This is a genomic window from Nocardiopsis ansamitocini (assembly GCF_030268225.1).
In the GTDB taxonomy this organism is placed as follows: Bacteria; Actinomycetota; Actinomycetes; order Streptosporangiales; family Streptosporangiaceae; genus Nocardiopsis_D; species Nocardiopsis_D ansamitocini.
In genome coordinates this window covers 1-20,552 of record NZ_BSQG01000002.1, presented here as the reverse complement: position 1 = coordinate 20,552, position 20,552 = coordinate 1, and the positions used below count along the sequence as shown (strand labels likewise).

Below are 20,552 nucleotides of genomic sequence, written 5' to 3'. Positions count from 1 at the left end.
CGCCAGCTCCGAGAAGAGCCCGTTCCTCCCCGCTCGCGCGCTGCGCTGGCTGCTACCCGCCCAGCTCAATAGAGTGGGTTCTCGTCATAAGCGACATTCGTCCTGTGGAGTTCGGTTCTCCTCCCCCGGCTCTCCCGGATTCCACCCGCAACAGGAAAGTCCACCGGTACCGTGGCTATGTCTGACAACGCGCAACGGCAGTCCGCCGAACTGGAGTCGGCTGAAGCCGAGAAGGAACAGGTCGTCGAGCAGGAGAAGAGCAAGGACGTGGCCGAAGAGCCCACTTCCACGGCTCTCACCACTGACGACGAGGCCGAGTCGCCGTCACCGGACTCGGACGCCGCCTCCACCGCCGCGCAGGAGGAAGGGACCATGGAACCATCGACCCAGCAGCGGCCGTCCGGCCCGCAGACTCCCACCGGGAAGCCTGCGAAGTCGGTTCGCAAGGCACACCTGTCACTGAGCCGGGTCGAGCCGTGGTCGGTGATGAAGTTCAGCTTCGTCATCTCCCTGGTCTGCTTCATCATCCTGTTCGTGGCGATCGCGGTCATCTACACGATCATGTCCACACTCGGTGTCTTCGACGCCGTCACCGAGTTGATCAATGCACTCACCAGCGGGGCGGACGACGCGGACGCGCTTCCCCTCAACCCGGAGAGCTGGTTCTCCCCCACCCGGGTGCTGGGGTACACCGGCCTGGTCGGCGCGCTGAACATCATCTTGATCACCGCACTGTCCACCGTCGGAGCGATGCTCTACAACCTCTCCGCCGACCTCGTGGGCGGGATCGACGTGACCCTCAGCGAGTCTGAGTAACCTGATGGCCCCTCGGTCCCCCGCGCCGACGGCGCGGGGGACCGAGGACGTCCTGAGTACGGGTAAACTCGATGCTCGGAGGGCGACCTGGATCAGGTGTCCTTCGCACTGTCCACCAGGGTTTTGTCGGTTCGCCGCACTCTCCCTGATGCGATAGAGTTCCACACGAACGAGGGCGTATAGCTCAGTCGGTTAGAGCGCGTCCCTGATAAGGACGAGGCCCCAGGTTCAAGTCCTGGTACGCCCACCCAGTTCGAAGGCCACCTCCCTTTTCGGGAGGTGGCCTTTTTCGTGTCCGGTCCCAGCGCATACGGTGCGCAGCCGGTCGAGGGGTGCCCAGAGACTCCGCGAAGCGCTCGGCGCTCCGGTGAAGGAGAAGGGAGCGCAGCTCCCCGGCGCTGTCGTGGAGTTCCGGAGGGCGCCTCCCCCCCGCGGCCTCGAACCCCTGACCGGCCCCTGCGACCCCCACGGCGATCGCGAGGAAAGCCAGCATGGCTCGTCGCCCCCGGTTGCCTCGATACGGTAGGGCCGCAGAAGGGTGTTTCTGCGCGACGGGCGGTCCATCCGTGATCGGGTCGTCCTTCGCACGAGTCGGTTCCCCGACATGTCGACACGTCGCCCGGCGGACTGCGGGGCCATCAGAGTCGACAGTGCATACCGCTGGTCGACCGTAGGCGGCAGACACACAGTGCTTGAACGGCCAGCCGCTCCCGGTTGTGTCGACTTCCCGACACGCAGCCTTGTCGCCAACCGGTTGTCAACGGGCTGCGCCGCCCGGCTCATTCCTCGATGAGCTCTTGGGCCAGGTACCGGCCCTCCCCTGCGGCGGGGGGCACCGCGAACAGTGCGCTCCCCTCGTGTCGGACGAACCGGTTGAGAGCGTCGCCTTTCTCGTCCAGCGTGCGTTGGACCGGGGTGAACCCGGTCGCCGGATCACTCTGCCAGGCGAGGAACAGCAACCCCGACTCGCGGGAGCCGTCGGGCCGCCATCCTTCGTCGTAGCTGTAGCCGCGCCGGAACATCCGAGCGCCGAGATTGTTCTGCGGACTCGACAGTCGTACATGTGCGTTCGCGGCGATGACCGGTTCCCCCGAAGCGTCCCGAGCCGACAGCGGAACCGTGTCGGTAACAAGATCCTTGCCCAGAGGTGCTCCGGTGGAGAGCCTGCGGCCGATCACGCGTTCACGTCCGGCGACGTCGGTCTCCGCCCACTCCGCCAACAACATGCGGATACGACGCACCACCAGGTAGCTTCCGCCCGACATCCAGACGTGCCCGGGCGTCTGATCCGAACGCGCAACCACTGTTCGCTCGAACAGGGCGTGGTCGCGGGGCGGGTTGGCCGTGCCGTCGATCTGCCCCATCAGGTTGCGCGGTGTCCCAGCCGGGTCCTCGGCCGCCGCCGCGGTGCGCTGGAAACCGCGAACCGACCAGCGGACTCTGGCCGCCGAAGCCGTCGCGTCCACCAGTTCGTTGACGGCCGCCGCCACGACCAACGGATCCTCCGCCCCCACCTGAAGGAGCAGGTCGCCGTCGGACCACTCCGCGCGCAGCACATCGGTGCCGAAAGCCGGAAGGTCGGCGAAGGCGGCCGGACGCCGGCCACCCGCACCGATCACGTCCAGCAGGGACGCGCCCAGCCCCACGGTGACCATGAGTGAACTGGGGCGCAGGCCGGCTGCGACCGGCCCGCTCGGCCCCTGCTCGTGGAGCCGGGCGGCCATGTCGGTCCAGGACCGCAGGATGCCGGCCGCGGCGGCCCTGGCCTGCCCGCCACCCGCACGGAGACCAGGAACCAGGTCCAGGGCGATGACGTGGATGAAGGCGGGTGCGGCACCCGCGATACCCGGCTGCAGGGACGCGTGGGTCTCGCCCCGGGCGTCGGCCGGGTGCAGTCGTGCGGCGTCGCGACTTCCGGTGCGTTCGGGGACCAGGGGACGGAGTATCTCCGCCGCGCCCATGCCGATGCCGACGCCGCTCAGTCCGGCGGCACCCATCCCCGTGAGGAATCCGCGCCGGGAAGGCGTCCCCCCTGGCGTCTGTTCGTTCTTCGCCATCAGCGGGCTCAGTTTCCTGAACAGGGGGTGCCGTCGTCGGGTGCGGAGCTCCCGGCCCCGGCGAGGACGGGGACCACGAGGCCGAGTGCCGTGCCGAGGGCGATGGTCGGTGCAACGGTGGGAAGGGGGAGGCTGAATCCGGCGGCGGGATGTACGGCGGGGCGGGCCATCATAGCCACTCGTCGATCAGTCGGGGCAGGGTGCCGCTCATCTGCGCACCACTGGTGCCCTCGTCGAAGAAGCCGACGGCGTCACCACCGGGCCGCAGAACAGCTACGCGCCCGCCATGGGTGACCAGGTAGTCTCCGCCCTCTGTGGCGGGGGCCTCGACCGGGATGCCGTAGGCGAGGGCTGCCGCCACCACATCGTCGACCGGTCCCCGCACCCCGTCGAACCCCGGGTCGAAACCGCGCAGCCACGTGCCCAGCTGCTCGTCGGTGTCGCGTTCGGGGTCGGTGCTGACCATGACCACGTCCACCTGGTCGGCCTTCCCGCCGATACGGGTGAGCGCGTCGGAGATGTCGGCCATCGTCGTGGGGCACACATCCGGACAGCTGGTGTATCCGAAGTACAGCAGGGTGATCCTGTCCTCGGTTGCCCCGGTGAACGACCAAGGGGCGCCTTCGGTGGTGGTGAATTCGTACTCCGGTGCCGCCATCGGTGAGCCCGGCACCGCGAGGTAGGGGGCCTCACCGGCTTCGGTCCCTTGGTCGGTGGGGGTGCATCCGCTCAGCAGTACACCGGCTGCCATGGCGCCGGCGGTGAACAGGCCGGGGCCCTTGGGCCAGCGACGGGGGTCCGTCATCGGTTCGGTCATCGTGGTCCTCCCTCGTGTGCCGTGCTCTCGGGGAACTAGTCGGTGCGGGCGCCCGCGTAGTTCCCGGGCAGGGAGGCCAATTTCGGCCCGTGCGGGAGGTACACGATTTTTCTCGCCGCAGGAAGCCGCCTCGCGATTCATGACCTGCATGCCGGCCGGGTCGGGCGTTTCACAGCAGGACGCGCCAGGGGCCCGGTTCGCGGAAACCGTACCGATATCGGCGATGATGGAGGAGTGAGTTGTCTCGACTGCCGCACCGCGCTGTCCGCCGAACTCGACGGAGAAGAACCGGGTCATTCGCCCCACGCGGTCCGCGTGCACCTGCACACCTGTGAGCACTGCGGTACCTGGCTGTCCGCGGCGCGCGGGTTGCAGCGTCTCGTCGGTGAGCTGATGGGCGCCCGCTACCAGGACGGTGAGAACCGTATGCCGGACCGGATCGGCCAAGGGGCACGTGGTTAGTGACCCGCTGTTCCTCTGAAACGGCCGTGCCGCGCGGGCCGGGGCGCATCTTTGGGCAGCCCGGCCCGCGCGGATAGGAGGGGTTCCCCGCTGTCCCGTATCTGTGGCGGCGCGGGCCCGGACCGAGTGGCACACCGTGGTGTCCTGGCAGCACTGCTGTGGCGCGTGGTCGATTTTTAGATCGCTTTGTCGACAAATCGGCAAGTGGTTCGATCGCTATATGGCGATCTATAGCTTTTTTGAGTACAGATCGATGGATCGATATAACTTTTCGTCTATCGAGACGATCGCTTGGTCGGCGCGGCGATTGCAGACCGCCGTTCGTTCGGCTGTCGGACGCGGATGCCTCCCGTCGACGGTCGCCTTCTCGAAGGAGAACGCGGGCCGAGGGTTCTGCCCGCAGGCCCTGCCCCGGCAGGCGTGATGTCGACAGGTCGTTTCATCACCGGATCGCACCGATCAGTCGACCTGATGACCTGTCGACACATGGCTTCCTCGACCCACGCCCTTCGTCGACCGGACCATCAAGGCGATCAGGTCGTAATGGGAGGAGGAGTCGAGGCCGCCGGTCAGTTCGAGGACGACCTCGACCCCACTCGCGGCCCACATGATCGACCGCTCCCCGGCTTCCCCGTGTCTGCTCGGTCCGGCTCACCCAACTCCGAACAGAGGAGTCCTGCTCGCCTGGCGGAGGCCCCGGTTCCCGGTGCCAGCCGCGGGGGCTGTCGTCCTTCCCGCCGGGGAAGTGCGGTGCGGCTGCCCCGCCCCTCCCCTCCAGAAGGAAGCGGTTTCACCCCAGCCCTCTTGTACCAGGGACTCTTCGATCGCCTCGCCCGCCACAGGCCCTCTGCCGGTTTTACGACCGCGTTCACCTCTGCGGCTCCGACCGGAAGAATTTTCAGCACCATGGGGGCTCGGCGCGGCACCCCCGTGGTGCTGTCGACAAACCGCGGTGACGTGTCGGACAGGGGATATGCCGACTTGTCTGCCCGGTCGCTCAGCCGTTGGCCGTACGGAATGCGCGCCATCCGCCGAACGCGGTGATGTCGCGGGCGTTCTCCAGCGCCACCGGTTCGCACAGGAACCCCACGTGGTGCGTGCCGTCCGCCAGTCGTACCCGACCCAGCGCCATCGGAGTGGGCAGGCCGGCCAAGAGTGTTGCCAGGCCCGCCCCCGGGAGGGCCCACAGTTCCGCGGCCACCGCGGCGCCACCCTCGCCGACCCGAACCAGCCCCGGTTTGGCGGGTTCCGTCTGAAGAGCGAAGAGCCGGTACTCGGCGGCGGTGCGCACCTGCCCCAGCAGCCGGGCTCCCAGAGCGGTCAGCTGGCCGTTCAACGGTTGCCCCGACAGGTGGGCGCCCACCACCACCAGGGGTACCGCCGAGTCCGGGAGCCGAATCGGTTCCGATTGCTCCATGGTGAACCGTTCCGCGATGTCGGCGATCACGTGGTCGGCGAACGCCGGTGCCGCCAGCGTCACCCCGAACCGTGCACCGTCGTCGGTCTCCCCCGCAGGAAAGGCGATCGCCGCCATGTCGAACAAGTTGCAGAAGTTCGTGTATCGGCCCAACCGGGCATTCGCCCCGATCGGATCGGCTTCCACCTCCGCGAGCGTCGGATGCTCGCCGACAGTCGGTAGCAGGATCGCGTCGAGTCCGTGGGTCGCTTTTCGTGCTGCTGCGCGAAGCCGGCCCAGCTGTTCCTGATCGCTGACCAGTCGATGGGCCGCGATTCCCGCGGCCCCGCCGATGATTGTCGCCACGGACGGGTCAAGCCCTTCGGCCGATGCCTCGTCGGTGACGAATGCTCCGACCGCCGCGTACCGCTCCGCCACGAACGCGCCGTCATAGAGCAACTGTCCAGCATCCACAAAGGGTTTCACGTGAAACGGAACCAGTTCCACGCCGGTCTCCGCCAACCGTTTGGCCGCTGCCTCGAACGCCGCTACCCACCCCGGTGCCAGCCCCACCAGTTCGCTCGATTCCGGTACCCCGACACGGGGTGCGGGGGGAGCCGCCAGCGGTGCGTCCACCGGCCAGTCCCGGGAGAGGGGGTCCGTGGCGTCCGGCCCGGTAAGCACCCCGGCCACCCGGCGGGCGGTAGCCACGTTCGGGGCGAACACCGTCACACAGTCCAGACTTCGACAGGCGGGGACCACTCCGGTGACGGGTACCAACCCGATGGTGGGTTTGAGCCCGACCGTCGCACCGAAAGCGGCCGGAACCCGCCCCGACCCCGCGGTGTCGGTGCCCAGCGCGAAGTCCACGATGCCCAGTGCAGTGGCCACCCCCGAGCCCGAACTCGATCCGCCCGACACCCGATCCGGTCGGTGCGCGTCGCGAACCCGTCCGTAAGGGCTGCGCGACCCCACCAGTCCGGTGGCGAACTGGTCCAGATTCGTCTTTCCCAGCACCACCGCACCCGCGGCCAACAATCGCGCTGCCGCGGTGGCCGTACGCTCCGGTTCGTAGGCGAATCCCGGATGCGCAGCAGTCGTCGGGAAGCCCACGACGTCGATGTTGTCCTTCACCGCGCAGACCGTGCCGGCCAAGGGAAGGTCCTCGCCCGCAGCCACCCGCTCGTCCACCCGCCGAGCAGCCGCAATCGCGGTTTCCTCGTCCAGCAGACTGATCCACACCTCAGGACGGTCCACCTCGGCGATTCGCGCATAGGCCGCGGCCACCCGCGTCACCGCGGAGCCGGCCGGTCCTTTCGGCTCTCCAGTCGTCCCGACCGTGCTCATGCGGCCTCCCGTCCGGCGAGAACCACCAGGGCGGTCCCCGCACTCACCTGTTGACCGGGGGTGACCAGCACGTCGACCACCTCGCCGTCGGAGGGCGCCGCCACCATGGTCTCCAGTTTCATTGCTTCAAGCGACATCAGCGACTCCCCCGCGCTGATCCGCTGCCCCGGACGCACGTCCACCCGCCACACACCCGCGGCCAGCGGTGCGGCCACCACGCTGCCCCCCGGTGGTGCGACGACCGGCGCCGCTACCACGATCTCTGGCTCGGGCCTGTCGTCGAATTCCCCCGCTGCCGCCCAGGCATCCCGCTCACCGGCGAAAGCCCTCGCCTGCCGGGCCCGGAACGCCGCAATCGAGTCGGCATTGTCGGCCAGGAAACGTTCGTGTTCGGCCAGCGTGAACGTGCCGGGGCGGATGTCCAGATCACTGCGTCCGGCCGCGAAGTCCGCCCGCACGTCCAACAGTTCCGCGGCTGACACCGGATGCCAGATGATCCGGTCGAAGAAACGCAGCAGCCACGGCGCACCCGGCTCGAACGGCCCGCGTTGGCGCAACCCGCTCCAGATCGGGACGGTGCGTCCGATCAGCTGGTAGCCCCCGGGACTGTCCATACCGTAGATACACAGATAGGACCCACCGATGCCGACCGTCCCCTCCGCCGTCCAGGTACGCGCCGGGTTGTACTTGGTGGTCACCAGACGGTGGCGCGGGTCCAGAGGAGCCGCTGCGGGAGCACCCAGGTACACGTCGCCCAGCCCCAGCACCAAGTATTCGGCTGCAAAGACCGTGTCGCGTACCTCCGTCACGCTGCCCAGGCCGTTGATCCTGCGCATGAACTCGATGTTGCTGGGGTTCCACGGCGCGTCGTCGCGTACTCCCGCTGTGTACCGCGCAATGGCCTCTTCCACGGTCGGGTCGTCCCACGACATCGGCAGATGCACCTCACGGCTGGGCACCACCAGGTCAGAGGTGGCGGGCAGCGTCTGTTCCGCCTCCTGGAGAACACCCAGCAGCGTCCGGACCGGGAGCAGGTCCGGATCCACGTGCAGGTGCAGCGAACGGATGCCGGGGGTCGCATCCACCAGTCCGCCCAACCCCTGCTCCGCAAGCCGCTGCATCAGGGCGTGCACCCGCATCCGCAGCCCCAGGTCCAGCGTCATCGGCCCGTACTCGACGAGTATGTTGTCGTCGCCGCCACGCCGATAGGTCACCGATGGCGCGTCCTCGGCCGCCGAACGGTGCGCCAGGACGCCGTCGTCGGCATCGGTGCCGGAGAGGAACCCTCCGGACACCGGGATTCGTCCCGCGCGCAACTTGTCCGATGCCGCCTCGCTCACCGCAACGAACACGATCGAGTCGCCCGGCCGCAACTGCCCGATCTTCCACCGCTCGGTGCTCAGCACCGTCACCGGGCAGACGAAACCGCCCAGGCTCGGGCCGTCCGGACCGAGCAGAATGGGGGTGTCCCCGGTGAAGTTGACCGCCCCCACCGAGTAGGCGTTGTCGTGCAGATTCGACGGGTGCAGCCCGGCCTCGCCACCATCGCTGCGCGCCCACTGCGGCTTCGGTCCGCTGAGGCGCACCCCGGTCCGCGCCGAGTGGTGGTGCACTTTCCAGGTGGTCGAATAGAACCGTTCCAACGACTCACGGGTCAGGAATTCCGGTGCGGGTTGCGGGCCCTCCGCGACCGCGATCTGCCACACCTCGCTCATGGCGGGGCGTGACTCCGGAGGAACCGGAAGGGGCAGCGGCGCCCGCGGATCCGGTTCTCCTGGACGCAGCACGTCGCCCACCGCAAGCGCCCGGCCGCCGTGCCCGCCGAAACGCCCCTGGGTGAAGGTGGCCGCACTGCCCAGGTAGCGCGGCACGTCCAGGCCCCCGCGCACCAGGACATAGGTACGCAGTCCCGGCCCCTGTGCCTGTCCCACGTCCAGCACCGAACCCGCCGCGACCTCGATCGGCTCCCATTGAGGCACTGCTTCTCCGTCGAGAGTGACCTCCACCGCCGCGCCCGTCACACACACCGTCGTCGCCGTCGAGAACACCAGCGCCGGACCGTCCAGTGTGCACTCCAGACCGGGCGTCCCCTCGGGGTTGCCCAGTGCCGTGTTGCCGGCTCGGAAGGAGACGTCGTCCATCGGCCCGCTCGGCGGGATGCCCACCTCCCAGTACCCGACCCGCCCCGGCCAGTCCTGCACGGTCGTCAGCGTCCCCGGCCGCAGGACATCGATCCGCGGTTCCCGCACCACCACGTCGGCCAGTGAAGACGTGGTGTGCTCGGCGGCCCTGACGTCGACGTCCACGCATGCCGCGCGCAACAGCCCGAGGTTCGTGGCGACCCCGTCGATCCGCGTCCGTTCCAGTGCGTCAACCATTGCGGCCAGTGCCGACATGCGATCCTCCCCCGTGGTGACGACCTTGGCCAGCAGGGGGTCGTAGGCGGTGGACACTTCATCCCCTGCCTCCACCCAGGTGTCCACCCGTGTGTCGTCGGGAAACTCCACCCGCGTCAACAGACCGGCGCTGGGCCGATAGTCGTGGGCCGGATCTTCCGCGTAGACCCGAGCCTCCACCGCGTGGCCGCGTGGCGCGGGGCCGGTGTCGGCCACCGCGTCCAGCACCGTCTCCCCCCGCGCCTGCCGCAGCATCCACTCCACCAGATCCACACCGGTCACCGCCTCGGTCACCGGGTGTTCCACCTGTAGGCGCGCGTTGACCTCAAGGAACGACGCCGTGCCGTGCCCCGCGTCGTAGACGAACTCCACCGTCCCCGCTGAACGGTAGGCCACTGACGCACACAGCGCGCGTGCACCGGTGTGCAGGCGGTCGCGTACTTCGTCGGGAAGATTGGGTGCCGGCGCCTCCTCGACCACCTTCTGGTTGCGTCGTTGCAGGGAGCAGTCCCGGTCGCCCAGGCTCACGACCCGACCGGCTCCGTCCCCGAACACCTGCACTTCGACGTGCCGCGCGCGTTGGACGAACCGTTCCAGGAAAACACCTCCGGAACCGAAGTTCGCCTCCGCGGCCCGGGCCGCACGGGGCAGCACCGAAGCAAGCTCGTCAGGACCTGCGCACACGTGCATGCCGATTCCGCCACCACCCCCGGTCGCCTTGACGATCACCGGGTAGCCGATCTCCTCGGCGGCGGCCAACGCAGCCTCGGGACTCTCGAGCAGCCCGCTTCCCGCCACCAGAGGGACGCCCGCCCGTTCCGCTGCGGCCCGGGCGGTGTGCTTGGCGCCGAACATGGTCAACTGCTCGGGTGTGGGCCCGACGAACACCAGCCCCGCTGTCTGGGCGGCTGCTGCGAAGCCGGCGTTCTCGGAAAGGAAACCGTAACCGGGGTGGATCGCTCCTGCGCGGGTCTGCTCTGCCGCAGCCAGGATCCGCTCGACGACCAGATAGCTCTGCGCCGCGGGCTCAGGTCCCAGCCGGACTGCCTCGTCGGCCATCCGCACGTGTGCGGCGGCCCGGTCGGCGTCGGAGAACACCGCCACCGTGCGCAGTCCCAGATCCCGGGCGGTGCGGATGATCCTGCAGGCGATCTCGCCCCGATTGGCGATGAGAAGGGTGTCGAACATGAGGACTCCTTTTATGCCGTGGTGTCCGTCGATGGCAGGCGGCGGTCGCGGCACGCAAGGCGTCCGAGGACCGGAGAAAGAGTCAGGCGGTCCCGGCGTTCAGGGTCATCTGGGTGAGGGCGTCCCGCGCCCGTTCCATGACGACCTCCAGCGATTCACCGACATGGGCGTGCAGGGCCCGGTACCCCCGGTCGAGCTCCCCGTCGCGCACGAACTCCATGATCTGGATGTGTTCGTCGATGGTGGTCTGGATCCGGTCGGCGGTGAGGAAGTCGTACATGCGAACCCGCCGGATCTTCTGGTTGACGCCCACGAGCGCGTCGGTGACGGCCGGGTTGCCCGACGCGCGCGACAACGCGTGGTGAAACTCCTCGTCACGCACCACGAACTGCGGGTCGGGGGCGGGTGGAGCGTCGCGGAACACGTACCAGCGCCGGAGTTCGGCCTCCAGGACGGCCCGGTCGTGGGTGACCGCGGGGGCCTCGATGGCGCGAGCCACCCCGCGCAGTTCCAACACCACCCGAAGCTCGTAGAGATCGCGGAGCTCGGCCAGGTTGGGCACCGTCACCACGAAGCTGCCGTCACGCCGCTCGACCAGCCCCTCGACCTCCAACCGGGTCAGTGCCTCGCGCACCGGGGTCCTGGACACCCCCAGCCGACGCGCCATGCGTTCCTCGGCCAGTCGGGTCCAGGGAGGGAAGTGACCGCTCATCACCTGGTGGCGAAGTCGTCCGTAGACCGCCTCCCGGCGTGAGCGTGTGCGGCCGCCGGCGAGGGTCGGAGAATGCGGCCCGCTCTCCTCCAGACCGCCGGAGTCTTCAGCGGTATACAGCCCGGTATTCATACTGCGACGGTAGGAAGAACGTATTTCGCAGCTTTTTTGAAGGAGTTAACTCTGTGTATCGTCCGGCTCCCGGGCGAGGGCGGGGCCAGGGCGCACGTGCGCCCACAGTGTCGAGAGCATCGGCCCGATCGGTGCCGTCGCCCCGACCGTCAGATCCGTCAACGGAGTGGTCCGTCCGTCCAGAAAGTCCAGGAGCCGCGGTAACGGATTGCCACGAAAAAGCGACGCGAAGAAATCCGCGCCGTCGATTCGGCCCTCCGCCAATCCGCGGAGCAGGACCGCGTCCATGAACAGGTGCCGCCGTGAATGCGCGGCCGAGCCCCCCGGCCGTCGACCCGCAGCCAACGCCGCCGCGATCTGCTCCGTCTGGCGCTGCACGCCGGCGAACGTGTAACCCGTCGAAGGTCGCGTCGCACCCCCGGCCGTACCGATCCGGAACACGCGCCGGCCAACGGGCACCCGCAGCGGTGCGGTCGTCATGGGAATGGCGCCCTGCTCGGTCCCCGTTACCGAGAACTCCCCCAGATCCAGCACGCGATCGGTGTAGTCGTGCAGCGCCGCTTCATAACCGGCGCGGTCCAGGACGTCCTGGGAGAACTCGGTGTACTCCACCAGTGCCTCGTGCGCGGAGAAGGGCAGCACGTAGCCGAAGGACACGCCGCGGTCGGGCTGGGGCGTGCGCAGGTCCATCAACACCGCCGCCCCCGTGTCGAAGCGCGGCTCCGCCGTGCGTACGAACCACCCCCGGAAGTGCTGCCGCAACGTCACCGCACTCGGGGGGAACGCCACGGGAGGCCGAGAGTCGAACACTACGTCGGCGGCCAGTTCCGCCGGCCGACCGACGGCGTCGCGCATGCGCAGTAGCGCGCCCCCGGCACCGTCGACCACGTCCAGTACGGTCGCCTCGATCGGACGTACGTCCGCCAGGTCACCGCGTACCAGCGACTCGAAGTCCGGTGAGCGGATCATCTTGTACACCAACGGTGCCGCGGAAGAGCACCACTGCGTGCCGTCCGGGCCGAACACCGAAAGCGCCGGCCAGCGACCGCTCACCGCCCCGTCCCACTCCCCCCGTGCCGTTTCCCAGAAGCACCAGGTGCGAACCGGTGGACGCAGCGCGGACTCCGCCGTCTCCACCAGTGCGATCGAACGCCCGTCGAGTCTCTTCGTCAACCGGTGGGCCAGGGACAGTCCGGCCGCTCCCGCTCCCACGATCGCCACGTTCACGCGGTCCATGTGATCACCTTCCCAGAAGGTGTGGCGTCGACGAGGTCGACGCCACACCCCCGGGTAACGTCTGCCGAAACCGGACCGGAACCGTGGACACCAACATGGGACGAATGTGACATACACACCGCAGGGCGCACAGTCTGGCCAGGTCACCGACGAGTTCAACCATTCGGCGCCGTCCTACGACCGGCTGGTCGCGGTCAATCCCGGCTACCGTGCGCACCTGAGGCGCTCGGCCCAGCGCCTCAGGCTGCCCGAAGGAGGGGCCGGCCTGCGTCTGCTCGACCTCGGCTGCGGCACCGGAGCCTCCACCGCGGCACTGCTCAGCGTCGCCCCGCACGCCGAGATCGTCGCCGTGGACGCCTCGACCGGCATGCTGGACGCCGCCCGTGCCAAGTCCTGGCCCGACAACGTCCGGTTCGTGCACGCGCGTGCCGAGAACCTCGCCGAAGCCGGCATCACCGGCCCTTTCGACGCCATCCTCGCCGCCTATCTCGTGCGCAACTGTTCCGACCGCGACGCGGTCCTGGTCGCCATGCACGACCTGTTGCGCCCGGGCGGCCGTATCGCCGTACACGAGTACTCCGTGGCCGACTCCACCACGGCGCGAGCAGTATGGACCACGATCTGCTGGTCGGTGATCATCCCGCTCGGCCGGGTCGTCTCCGGTCGGTCCGACCTCTACCGGTACCTGTGGCGCAGCGTTCTGGAGTTCGACGGTGCCCGACGCCTCGCAGGACGTATGCGCTCAGCCGGACTGCGCCAGGTCAAGGTCCTGCCCATGACCGGATGGCAGGCCGGTATCGTGCACACCTTCCTCGGTTTCCGCGCACTCTCCGGCGAGACCGCACAGTGACCCCGCAGCCTGTTCCCGGCCGTGACCCGAGGGCCCAACTCCACGAGCCCCGGCCCCCCGAAGGCACCGCACCGGCACGGCAGCCACGGGTCGCGGTCGTGGGTGGCGGCATCGCCGGGGTTGCCGCCGCAACGGCGCTTGTCGAACGCGACGTCGCGGTCACGCTCCTGGAGCGCGACCCGCAACTGGGCGGTCGCCTCTCCGGATGGCAGACCACGCTGGCCGACGGAACCACCGCCACCATGAGCCGCGGTTTCCACGCCTTCTTCCGCCAGTACTACAACCTGCGCGCGCTGATGCGCCGAATCGACCCTGCGCTGGCAATGCTGACGCCCCTGCCCGACTATCCCCTCGTGCATGCGAGCGGTGCACGCGACGGCTTCACTGGCCTGCCCGCCACGCCTCCCTGGAACGCGTTCGCGTTCGTGGCCGGAAGCCCGAGCTTCCGCTGGCGCGATCTCGCCGACGTCAACATCGTCGCCGCTCTCAGCCTGCTCGACGTCGCCGTTCCCGACGTCTACCGCAGGTTCGACCACGTCGACGCGCTCGACTTCCTCGACCGGCTGCACTTCCCCGCCTCCGCGCGCCACCTCGCCCTCGAAGTCTTCTCCCGCAGCTTCTTCGCCGACCCACGGTCGATGTCCGCTGCCGAACTGCTGACGATGTTCCACATCTACTTCCTCGGCTCCAGTGAGGGCCTCATCTTCGACGTGCCCAACGCACCGTTCCCGCAGGCGCTGTGGAACCCTCTCGCCCGCCGGCTGCGTTTCCTCGGAGCAGACGTGCGCACCTCGTGCCCCGTCGAAGAGATCAGTGGCGGGCAGGATCGCCGCTACGCCGTTCGCACACCCGACGAAACAGCCGAGTACGACGCCGTTGTCGTCGCCACCGACGTCAGCGGCCTGCGCGGCCTCGTGGCCTCCTCCCCCGCGCTCGCCGACCGGCAGTGGCGAGAGCACGCCCTGAACAGGCCGGGCGCACCGCCGTTCCTCGTCTCCCGCCTATGGCTGGACCGACCCGTACGATCGGAGCGTCCCGGGTTCCTCGGCACCAGCGGCTACCCCACCCTCGACAACATCAGCGTCCTGGAACGCTACGAGGGCGAGGCCGCCGACTGGGCGCGTGCCACCGGCGGATCGGTCGTGGAACTGCACGCCTACGCGTTGCCGGAGCACCTCGATCCCGTCACCGAGCAGAAGCGCCTCATCGGCCAGTTGCACCGCGTCTATCCCGAGACCGCTGACGGGCGCATCATCGACGAACGCCACGAACTGCGCGCTGACTGTCCGCTCTTCCCTCCGGGGGGTTTCACCGACCGGCCCGCCATCACCACACCCGACCCGTTTCTGGTGCTGGCCGGTGACCACGTTCGCGTCGACCTGCCGGTCGCGCTCATGGAACGCGCGGCCACCAGCGGTTTCCTCGCCGCGAACGCGCTTCTTCGCCGCTGGGGCCGCCACGGACACCCGGTGTGGACGGTGCCCAACCGGGGCCGCCTCCCCTGGGCGCGGCGCCCGGCCGGGCAATGGTCCGGTTCCTTTGCTCAGGCGGGCCAGCGGCCGGACGAACGCAAGGTGTAGCGCCGCTCCGCGTAGGCGATGTCGTCGCGCCACAACCGGCGGGCAGTGAACCGCATCGCCGGGCGGACCAACCGCGCGAACCGCTTCGCCACGGCGAAACCGGTACGGTCCGACGCCGCGATCGTCGCCTCGATCACGGCGGTGCGGGGCACCCCCTGCCGGTCCACCCCCAGCGGGGTGGCGTGTGTCTCCACAACACTTCCCGTGCCTTCGCCCTCGACGATGTGCATGACGACCGTGCGCGGTTCCGGGCAGGTGAACGCGGCCCGGACCGGGACCCCGAACCGGCCCGCGACTCGGAACGCCACCTCCACCACGAAACGGTCGTCGGCATCAGCCGATTCCGGTCCTGTCGGTGCTCCGGTCACCTTCAGCCCCACGAACGAGTACGGGTGAAACCACGATCCGTGCCACGGGTCCAGCCGGTTGGCGATCACGTCCTCGGGTTCGCACCTCCCGGCAAGCGTCTCCACCGCCACCAGGCGGTTCTCGGGCGTCGGGCGCACCGGCAGCACCGGCGCCTCCAACGGTTGCTCGCCACCCACCGAGTCCAACCGGACCCACACCAGCACACCGTCGTCGTGCACCGGAAACGGCGACCAACCGGGAAAACCCTCTTCGCCCAGTGCCAGACCGTGCCATCGGCACACGAGACGATCATTGCTCACCGCCCCCCGACACAATGGAGCGCCCATGTGCGGACACGCTCCGGGCCCGGCGTGCGGTGCGCCGTCGGCCGTACGCCAGGCCACCACCTCGGTTCCCGAGACCAGCCTGCCGAACGGCCGATCCGCTCGTAACTGCGTGCTCGCCGCCAGGACGAACCAGTTGCCGGCGGGCCGGGCCAGCGCCCGTTTCAACGCGCCCTCGATCACGCCGGGCTTTGCGTCGCGCCACGACGGGGGCTGCCGCTCCCACGCTGTCGCAGGCATCCGACGCAGCGGAAGGCGCCGGGGACTGAAATCCTCTGTCATCAGGGTTTCTCCATCGCGCTCATGCGTCGTTCTCAGCTGGGCGGGGAGCGGGGATCCGCTGTCTCGCCTCCGTCATCCTTGCCAGTACGGCGCGTCCAAAAGCCGGTAGCGCCACCCGTGCGCGCCGGCTGCTCGGTACCGAGTGGCGGCGACCCCACACGTCGAAGTCGGCCGCCTGTATCTCGTCCAGAATTCCCTGGTAGAGGGTGAAAGCCGTGGCGACACACGGTCGCGAAACCGGATCGAGCATGGTGATGCCCGGTCGCGCCTCCTCGTATCCCGCCCGGTTCACCGCCACCAGGTGTTCAATCGCGTCACGGACCCGGGGGTCGCTGCGCTGCCCGGCTCGGCACCACCCGAGCAGTTCGCGGTCCACCCCGTGCCCTGCCAGGACGTCGGCGGGCAGGTAGACGCGGCCGCGGTCCAGGTCCTCGGCGACGTCGCGAAGGAAATTCGTCAATTGGAAGGCCTCCCCCAGGGCCGCCGCGTGCGGTGCGGCGCGTTCGCGGGCGGTCACCGTTCCCAAGACCGGCAGTACCTGAAGGCCGATCACCGCGGCCGATCCGTACATGTAGGTCCGAAGACTCTCGAACGTCGGATAGTCGGTCACGGAAAGGTCCATCCGCATCGACTCCATGAAGGCGGAGAACAGTTCGGCCTCGATCCCGTGCCGTCGAGCGGTGTCCGCGACGGCACGGATCACCGGTTCTTCGACCGCCCATCCCGCGAGCGCCGCTGAGAGGTCTGCGTCCAGCGTGGTGATGACAGCGGTCCGCTGCGCCGTGTCGGCCTCGTCCCCGATGTCGTCCACCACGTCGTCCACCCAACGTGCGAATCCGTAAAGGGCGTGGATCGCCGGACGTCGTGCCGGGGGAAGAGCAAGTGTCGCCAGGTAGTAGGTGCGCCCGTGACGGGAGTGGAGTTCTCTGCATCGGGCGTAGTCGCCCCGCAGTCCGGGGTCGGTGATTCCCGCGGCCTTCAGTTCCCGGTTCATCGCGTCACCCCCGCGCGGCGTCCGATCCCACCGGTGATCCGTGCCGCCGCGAGTTTTCCCGACACCAGCACCGTCGGCAGGCCCACCCCCGGAGTCGTCCCACAGCCCGCGAGCACCGCGTTCCCCACGCCCGAGACGAGATTGCCCGGACGAAACGGCCCGGTCTGAGCGAACGTGTGCGCGGTCGCGAACGGTGTGCCGAACGCGTGCCCTTGCCGAGACCAGTCCTTTGGTGTCACCAGTCGCTCGACCCGGATGGAGTCGTCCAAGCCGGTCATTCCTCGGGTCTCCAGTACGCGCACCATCTCGTCGCGGTATCGGGGGCCGAACTCCGCCCAGTCGATCCGTCCCGTACGCAGATTCGGGCAGGGAGCCAGCGCGTAGAACAGGTGCCGGCCCTTGGGAGCCAAGTCGGGGTCGGTTACCGTCGGCTGGGTTACCAGCAATGACGGGTCGCGCATCGGCACACCCTCGGCGGTGATCTCGGAGAAGGTCGTACGCCACGCCTCGCCGAACAGGATGTTGTGATGATCCAGGTGCGGCCATGTGCGGTCGGTGCCCGCGTGCAACACCACCGCGGAAGGAGCGAATCGCAGCGGTACCACCCGCCATGGAGTACGGCCCAGCAGCCGGTACGCCATCGGCAGATCGGGGGTGAGGACAACGGCGTCGCAGGCGATCCGTTCCCCGTCGTCGAGCACCACCGCGGTCACCCGATCGCCGCGCTGCTCCAGTCGGCTCACCGAACTGCCGAAACGCAGCTCCGCACCCGCGTCCGCGGCTGCTCCGGCCAGTGCTGTACCCAGGGCGCGCATTCCGCCTCGCGGAAAGTACACCCCGGCGATGGTGTCCATGTAGGCGATCACCGCGTAGGCCGCCAAAGCCCGTTGCGGGGGGACTCCGGCGTACAGCGCCTGAAAGGAGAAGATCCTGCGCAGTCGTTCGTCTCTGACGAACCGCCCGATCGCCGGAGCCAGCCTGCCGAATCCCCCGAGCACAGCCAACCGTGCGAGCTCCGGTGAGACCAGACTGAAAGGGGAATCGAAATTGGTATCGATGAACCGGCCCATCTCCAACCGGTAGAGCTCACCCAGCCATGCGCGCAGCCTGCGATAACCCGCTGCTTCGCGTGTCCCGCACGTCTGTCGGACTTCCTCTTCCATCGCGTCGGCGTCGGTGTGCACGTTGATGACCGAACCGTCCGCGAAGCGCGCCCGGTACGCGGGAGCCAACTGAAGGAGGTCCAGCCGGTCGGCCACGGAGTCGCCCACCGCGGCCAGCGCTTCGTCCAGAAGCTCCGGCATCGTCAGGACGGTCGGTCCGGTGTCGATGCGAAAACCGTTCAGGTCCAGTTGCCCGGCGCGGCCTCCCGGATGGTCCTCGCGTTCGATCACCGTGACACGTCGTCCGGCACCCAGTAGGTGGAGTGTGGCGGCAAGGCCGGACAGTCCGGCGCCAACCACCACCACATGATCGGTCGGGCCGGTCACGGTACGCACGAAGTTCTCCTGTCGGGTCGCGGAAGCTGCTGCCGCAGGGACGGGCAGTCGGCTAAGTGCGTGCTCTCAACCAGATCAGGTAATCATTCAATTACTGCTTGTGCTGGGATGGTGTATCTGTTGTGCGTGGCGGGGCCGGTCATGTCCGGCATCGGGATCTTTTGCCGGGGTGATCGTCGGTCAGCGGTCCCGCGCGGTCGCGTGGATCGCGAGCTCGTTCAGGGAAGCGTGCGCGATGGGGTCGATGACCACTTCGCCCAGACGTGCCGTTCCCCGCTCCGCCAGGTGATGGATCCGCTTCTCCACGGCCCCCCGCGCTCCGAGGTCGTCGAGTACCTCGCGCACCGCCTGGACCTTCGTCGCTCCGATGTCGGGATCGCCCAGCACCTCCTCGATCACCCGCAGGGCCGCATCATCGCCACGTTCCCGTGCCAGACGCGCGCCCATCGCCATGAGGAAGGTGCGCTTCCCCTCGCGGAGGTCGTCACCGATCGGCTTGCCGGTGCTCTCGGGTTCCCCGTAGACGCCGAGAAGGTCGTCGCGCAGTTGGAACGCGACTCCGATGTCGCAGCCGTATCCCCGCAGCGCCGCAACCGTCGACTCCCCCGCTCCTGCCAGTGCCGCCCCGATGTGGAGTGGGCGTTCCACGCTGTAGGCGGCGGTCTTGAGGCGCGCGGTGTTGAGCGCTGATGACTCGGAGTCGTCCCTGCGGGCCTGGCCGTACAGGTCGAGGAACTGTCCCGCCATCATCTCGGTGCGCATCATCTGCCAGGGGCCGCGGACCCTCGCCAATTGCCCCCGCGAAAGCCCCGCTTGCATCAGCATGTCGTCGGCCCAGATCAGCGCGATGTCACCGACCAGAATCGCCACCGACTCCCCGAAGTCCTCCGCGGACCCCGACCACTGCTGGACGTTGTGCTCCGCGGCCAGCGCCGCGTGCACGGAAGGGGCGCCGCGCCGGGTCCGGGAACCGTCCATGATGTCGTCGTGCACCAGCGCACACGCCTGGATGAGTTCCAGGGCGCTTACGGCCCGCAACACGGGGTCGACAGCCGGGCCGATGCTGTTTCCTCCGCCGGCCCGCCATCCCCACCAGGCAAACAGTGGTCTCAGCCGTTTCCCGCCGCGGGTCACGAACTCGGTCAGGCGCGCGGTCACGACCTCGGTGAAGTCCGGGTCGATTCCGTCGCAGCCCGTTCGTTTGTCCCGCAGGAACGCCTCCAGGTGCAGCTCCACGGAACGGACAACCGTCCTGTCGTCGGTCGTCTCGGCTGACTCCCGTTGGACGGGAAGCGATCTGGCAGGGGATTTCCGCATGACGACTCTCCTCTTGCCCGGTGGGGCCGTCCAGGTGCGACCGCTGCGTGGGGCCCTGAACGGTGGACTCGTTCGACAAGCTCTTTATGTCCGTGCGGTGAGGTGCTGGAACATCAACTTCCCCGTGTGTCCCATGGAGGCTTGTCGTTGCTTGGGCCGGTGACGTGGTCTCATGACGGAGTCTGACGGATGCCGGGGACCAGGCCCACGACCCGAACCGTAAAATTTGTGACCCGGGTTACTAGAGATTTGGTTGTCGGAGCGGTGGGTAGGAGCTAAGCTCGGTCGAGTCGCCTTGAAGTCCCTGAGGTTCTTCCTCGGACTTGGCGGCCTTCTTCGGGCGATCCGGACACCATCTGGTGGACGTGCCCGGCACTCACTGGTCTTGGCCGCAAATTTGTTCTGGCATAATCATTGTGCCGCGAAGAAATTGGCGGAAAAAGCAGTGCATGTGCTTGATGGAGTTTCTCGAAACGCCGGTTTGGCGGGGCGGAAAACACCTGATAAAGTAAAGGCACAACGGAGCGGAAATGCACGGGAAACCGGGCAGGGAAACTCCACTCCCAGCTTCATCAAGGGTTTGCGAAAAGCGCGGATTTGCGCCGGAACAAACACCCTGATAAAGTCGGGGACACAACAAAGCGGAAACAACGCCGCACCGATACGAAGAGCGTGACACGCGGGCCTGGCCCGCTGGGAATGCTTGTAGACGGTTAAGCGGTTGCTTTTTGAGAACTCAACAGCGCGTGTTTATTTACTTACAGCCAAGTTTGTTTTGG

At 68.3% G+C, this 20,552-nt stretch carries 15 protein-coding genes and 1 tRNA gene; 5 read left to right on the top strand and 11 right to left on the bottom strand.

Annotated features, from left to right (window positions below; translation table 11 throughout):
- The first annotated feature begins 177 nt into the window (after nucleotides 1-177).
- Together QSJ59_RS06595 and QSJ59_RS06590 are read left to right on the top strand one after the other, a co-directional pair.
- A complete protein-coding gene (locus tag QSJ59_RS06595) occupies nucleotides 178-816 on the top strand; it encodes a DUF3566 domain-containing protein (RefSeq protein ID WP_285757968.1) in 639 nt (212 codons plus the stop codon).
- A gap of 173 nt (nucleotides 817-989) precedes the next feature.
- Nucleotides 990-1,063: transfer RNA gene (locus tag QSJ59_RS06590), tRNA-Ile, on the top strand.
- Nucleotides 1,064-1,595: 532 nt separating this feature from the next.
- Here the strand turns inward: QSJ59_RS06590 and QSJ59_RS06585 are convergent.
- Both QSJ59_RS06585 and QSJ59_RS06580 read right to left on the bottom strand, forming a co-directional pair.
- Complete coding sequence (locus tag QSJ59_RS06585) at nucleotides 1,596-2,873, bottom strand: Dyp-type peroxidase (protein ID WP_285757967.1); 1,278 nt, start codon at nucleotides 2,871-2,873, stop codon at nucleotides 1,596-1,598.
- Nucleotides 2,874-3,042: 169 nt separating this feature from the next.
- A complete protein-coding gene (locus tag QSJ59_RS06580; protein ID WP_285757966.1) occupies nucleotides 3,043-3,690 on the bottom strand; it encodes an SCO family protein in 648 nt (215 codons plus the stop codon).
- A gap of 234 nt (nucleotides 3,691-3,924) precedes the next feature.
- Between QSJ59_RS06580 and QSJ59_RS06575 the strand changes: the two genes are divergently transcribed.
- Nucleotides 3,925-4,152: a zf-HC2 domain-containing protein gene (locus QSJ59_RS06575; protein ID WP_285757965.1), complete on the top strand. Its 228-nt coding sequence runs from the start codon at nucleotides 3,925-3,927 to the stop codon at nucleotides 4,150-4,152.
- A gap of 459 nt (nucleotides 4,153-4,611) precedes the next feature.
- Here the strand turns inward: QSJ59_RS06575 and QSJ59_RS06570 are convergent, their stop codons facing one another.
- The 5 genes from QSJ59_RS06570 to QSJ59_RS06550 form a co-directional block, all read right to left on the bottom strand.
- Nucleotides 4,612-4,761 (bottom strand): hypothetical protein, encoded by a 150-nt coding sequence (locus QSJ59_RS06570; protein ID WP_285757964.1) that lies wholly within the window; start codon nucleotides 4,759-4,761, stop codon nucleotides 4,612-4,614.
- A gap of 388 nt (nucleotides 4,762-5,149) precedes the next feature.
- The gene (gene atzF / locus QSJ59_RS06565) at nucleotides 5,150-6,895 is read right to left on the bottom strand and encodes an allophanate hydrolase (RefSeq protein ID WP_285757963.1); all 1,746 of its coding nucleotides are present in this window, start codon (nucleotides 6,893-6,895) and stop codon (nucleotides 5,150-5,152) included.
- The gene (uca, locus tag QSJ59_RS06560; RefSeq protein ID WP_285757962.1) at nucleotides 6,892-10,479 is read right to left on the bottom strand and encodes an urea carboxylase; all 3,588 of its coding nucleotides are present in this window, start codon (nucleotides 10,477-10,479) and stop codon (nucleotides 6,892-6,894) included. Before uca ends, atzF begins: the two co-directional genes overlap by 4 nt.
- An 82-nt stretch (nucleotides 10,480-10,561) precedes the next feature.
- Nucleotides 10,562-11,323, bottom strand: a complete 762-nt coding sequence (locus tag QSJ59_RS06555) for a GntR family transcriptional regulator (RefSeq protein WP_285757961.1) — start codon at nucleotides 11,321-11,323, stop codon at nucleotides 10,562-10,564.
- A gap of 45 nt (nucleotides 11,324-11,368) precedes the next feature.
- Entirely contained in the window at nucleotides 11,369-12,559 is a 1,191-nt protein-coding gene (locus QSJ59_RS06550; RefSeq protein WP_285757959.1) for a lycopene cyclase family protein, read from the bottom strand.
- A gap of 106 nt (nucleotides 12,560-12,665) precedes the next feature.
- Between QSJ59_RS06550 and QSJ59_RS06545 the strand changes: the two genes are divergently transcribed.
- Both QSJ59_RS06545 and QSJ59_RS06540 read left to right on the top strand, forming a co-directional pair.
- Nucleotides 12,666-13,409, top strand: a complete 744-nt coding sequence (locus QSJ59_RS06545) for a class I SAM-dependent methyltransferase (RefSeq protein WP_285757957.1) — start codon at nucleotides 12,666-12,668, stop codon at nucleotides 13,407-13,409.
- Nucleotides 13,406-14,989, top strand: a complete 1,584-nt coding sequence (locus QSJ59_RS06540) for an FAD-dependent oxidoreductase (RefSeq protein WP_285757956.1) — start codon at nucleotides 13,406-13,408, stop codon at nucleotides 14,987-14,989. Before QSJ59_RS06545 ends, QSJ59_RS06540 begins: the two co-directional genes overlap by 4 nt.
- On the opposite strand, the gene QSJ59_RS06535 is transcribed toward QSJ59_RS06540, so the two are convergent.
- From QSJ59_RS06535 to QSJ59_RS06520, 4 genes are all read right to left on the bottom strand, one after another.
- Nucleotides 14,953-15,921 carry a DUF5914 domain-containing protein gene (locus QSJ59_RS06535; protein WP_285757955.1) on the bottom strand — a complete coding sequence of 323 codons (969 nt, stop codon included), beginning with the start codon at nucleotides 15,919-15,921 and terminating at the stop codon, nucleotides 14,953-14,955. The two genes, QSJ59_RS06540 and QSJ59_RS06535, sit on opposite strands and share 37 nt — an antisense overlap.
- Nucleotides 15,922-15,982: 61 nt before the next feature.
- Nucleotides 15,983-16,957, bottom strand: a complete 975-nt coding sequence (locus QSJ59_RS06530; RefSeq protein WP_285757954.1) for a phytoene/squalene synthase family protein — start codon at nucleotides 16,955-16,957, stop codon at nucleotides 15,983-15,985.
- Nucleotides 16,954-18,456, bottom strand: coding sequence for a phytoene desaturase family protein (crtI, locus tag QSJ59_RS06525; RefSeq protein WP_285757953.1), 1,503 nt, complete (start codon nucleotides 18,454-18,456; stop codon nucleotides 16,954-16,956). Before crtI ends, QSJ59_RS06530 begins: the two co-directional genes overlap by 4 nt.
- 180 nt (nucleotides 18,457-18,636) lie before the next feature.
- Nucleotides 18,637-19,773: a polyprenyl synthetase family protein gene (locus tag QSJ59_RS06520; RefSeq protein ID WP_285757951.1), complete on the bottom strand. Its 1,137-nt coding sequence runs from the start codon at nucleotides 19,771-19,773 to the stop codon at nucleotides 18,637-18,639.
- Nucleotides 19,774-20,552 lie beyond the last annotated feature (779 nt).

What these genes read in the sequence shown, in the direction of transcription:
- QSJ59_RS06595 (WP_285757968.1), top strand. Translation starts at nt 178, where the DNA reads ATGTCTGACAACGCGCAACGGCAGTCCGCCGAACTGGAGTCGGCTGAA.
- QSJ59_RS06585 (WP_285757967.1), bottom strand. Translation starts at nt 2,873, where the DNA reads ATGGCGAAGAACGAACAGACGCCAGGGGGGACGCCTTCCCGGCGCGGA.
- QSJ59_RS06580 (WP_285757966.1), bottom strand. Translation starts at nt 3,690, where the DNA reads ATGACCGAACCGATGACGGACCCCCGTCGCTGGCCCAAGGGCCCCGGC.
- QSJ59_RS06570 (WP_285757964.1), bottom strand. Translation starts at nt 4,761, where the DNA reads ATGTGGGCCGCGAGTGGGGTCGAGGTCGTCCTCGAACTGACCGGCGGC.
- atzF (WP_285757963.1), bottom strand. Translation starts at nt 6,895, where the DNA reads ATGAGCACGGTCGGGACGACTGGAGAGCCGAAAGGACCGGCCGGCTCC.
- uca (WP_285757962.1), bottom strand. Translation starts at nt 10,479, where the DNA reads ATGTTCGACACCCTTCTCATCGCCAATCGGGGCGAGATCGCCTGCAGG.
- QSJ59_RS06555 (WP_285757961.1), bottom strand. Translation starts at nt 11,323, where the DNA reads ATGAATACCGGGCTGTATACCGCTGAAGACTCCGGCGGTCTGGAGGAG.
- QSJ59_RS06550 (WP_285757959.1), bottom strand. Translation starts at nt 12,559, where the DNA reads ATGGACCGCGTGAACGTGGCGATCGTGGGAGCGGGAGCGGCCGGACTG.
- QSJ59_RS06535 (WP_285757955.1), bottom strand. Translation starts at nt 15,921, where the DNA reads ATGCCTGCGACAGCGTGGGAGCGGCAGCCCCCGTCGTGGCGCGACGCA.
- QSJ59_RS06530 (WP_285757954.1), bottom strand. Translation starts at nt 16,957, where the DNA reads ATGAACCGGGAACTGAAGGCCGCGGGAATCACCGACCCCGGACTGCGG.
- QSJ59_RS06520 (WP_285757951.1), bottom strand. Translation starts at nt 19,773, where the DNA reads ATGCGGAAATCCCCTGCCAGATCGCTTCCCGTCCAACGGGAGTCAGCC.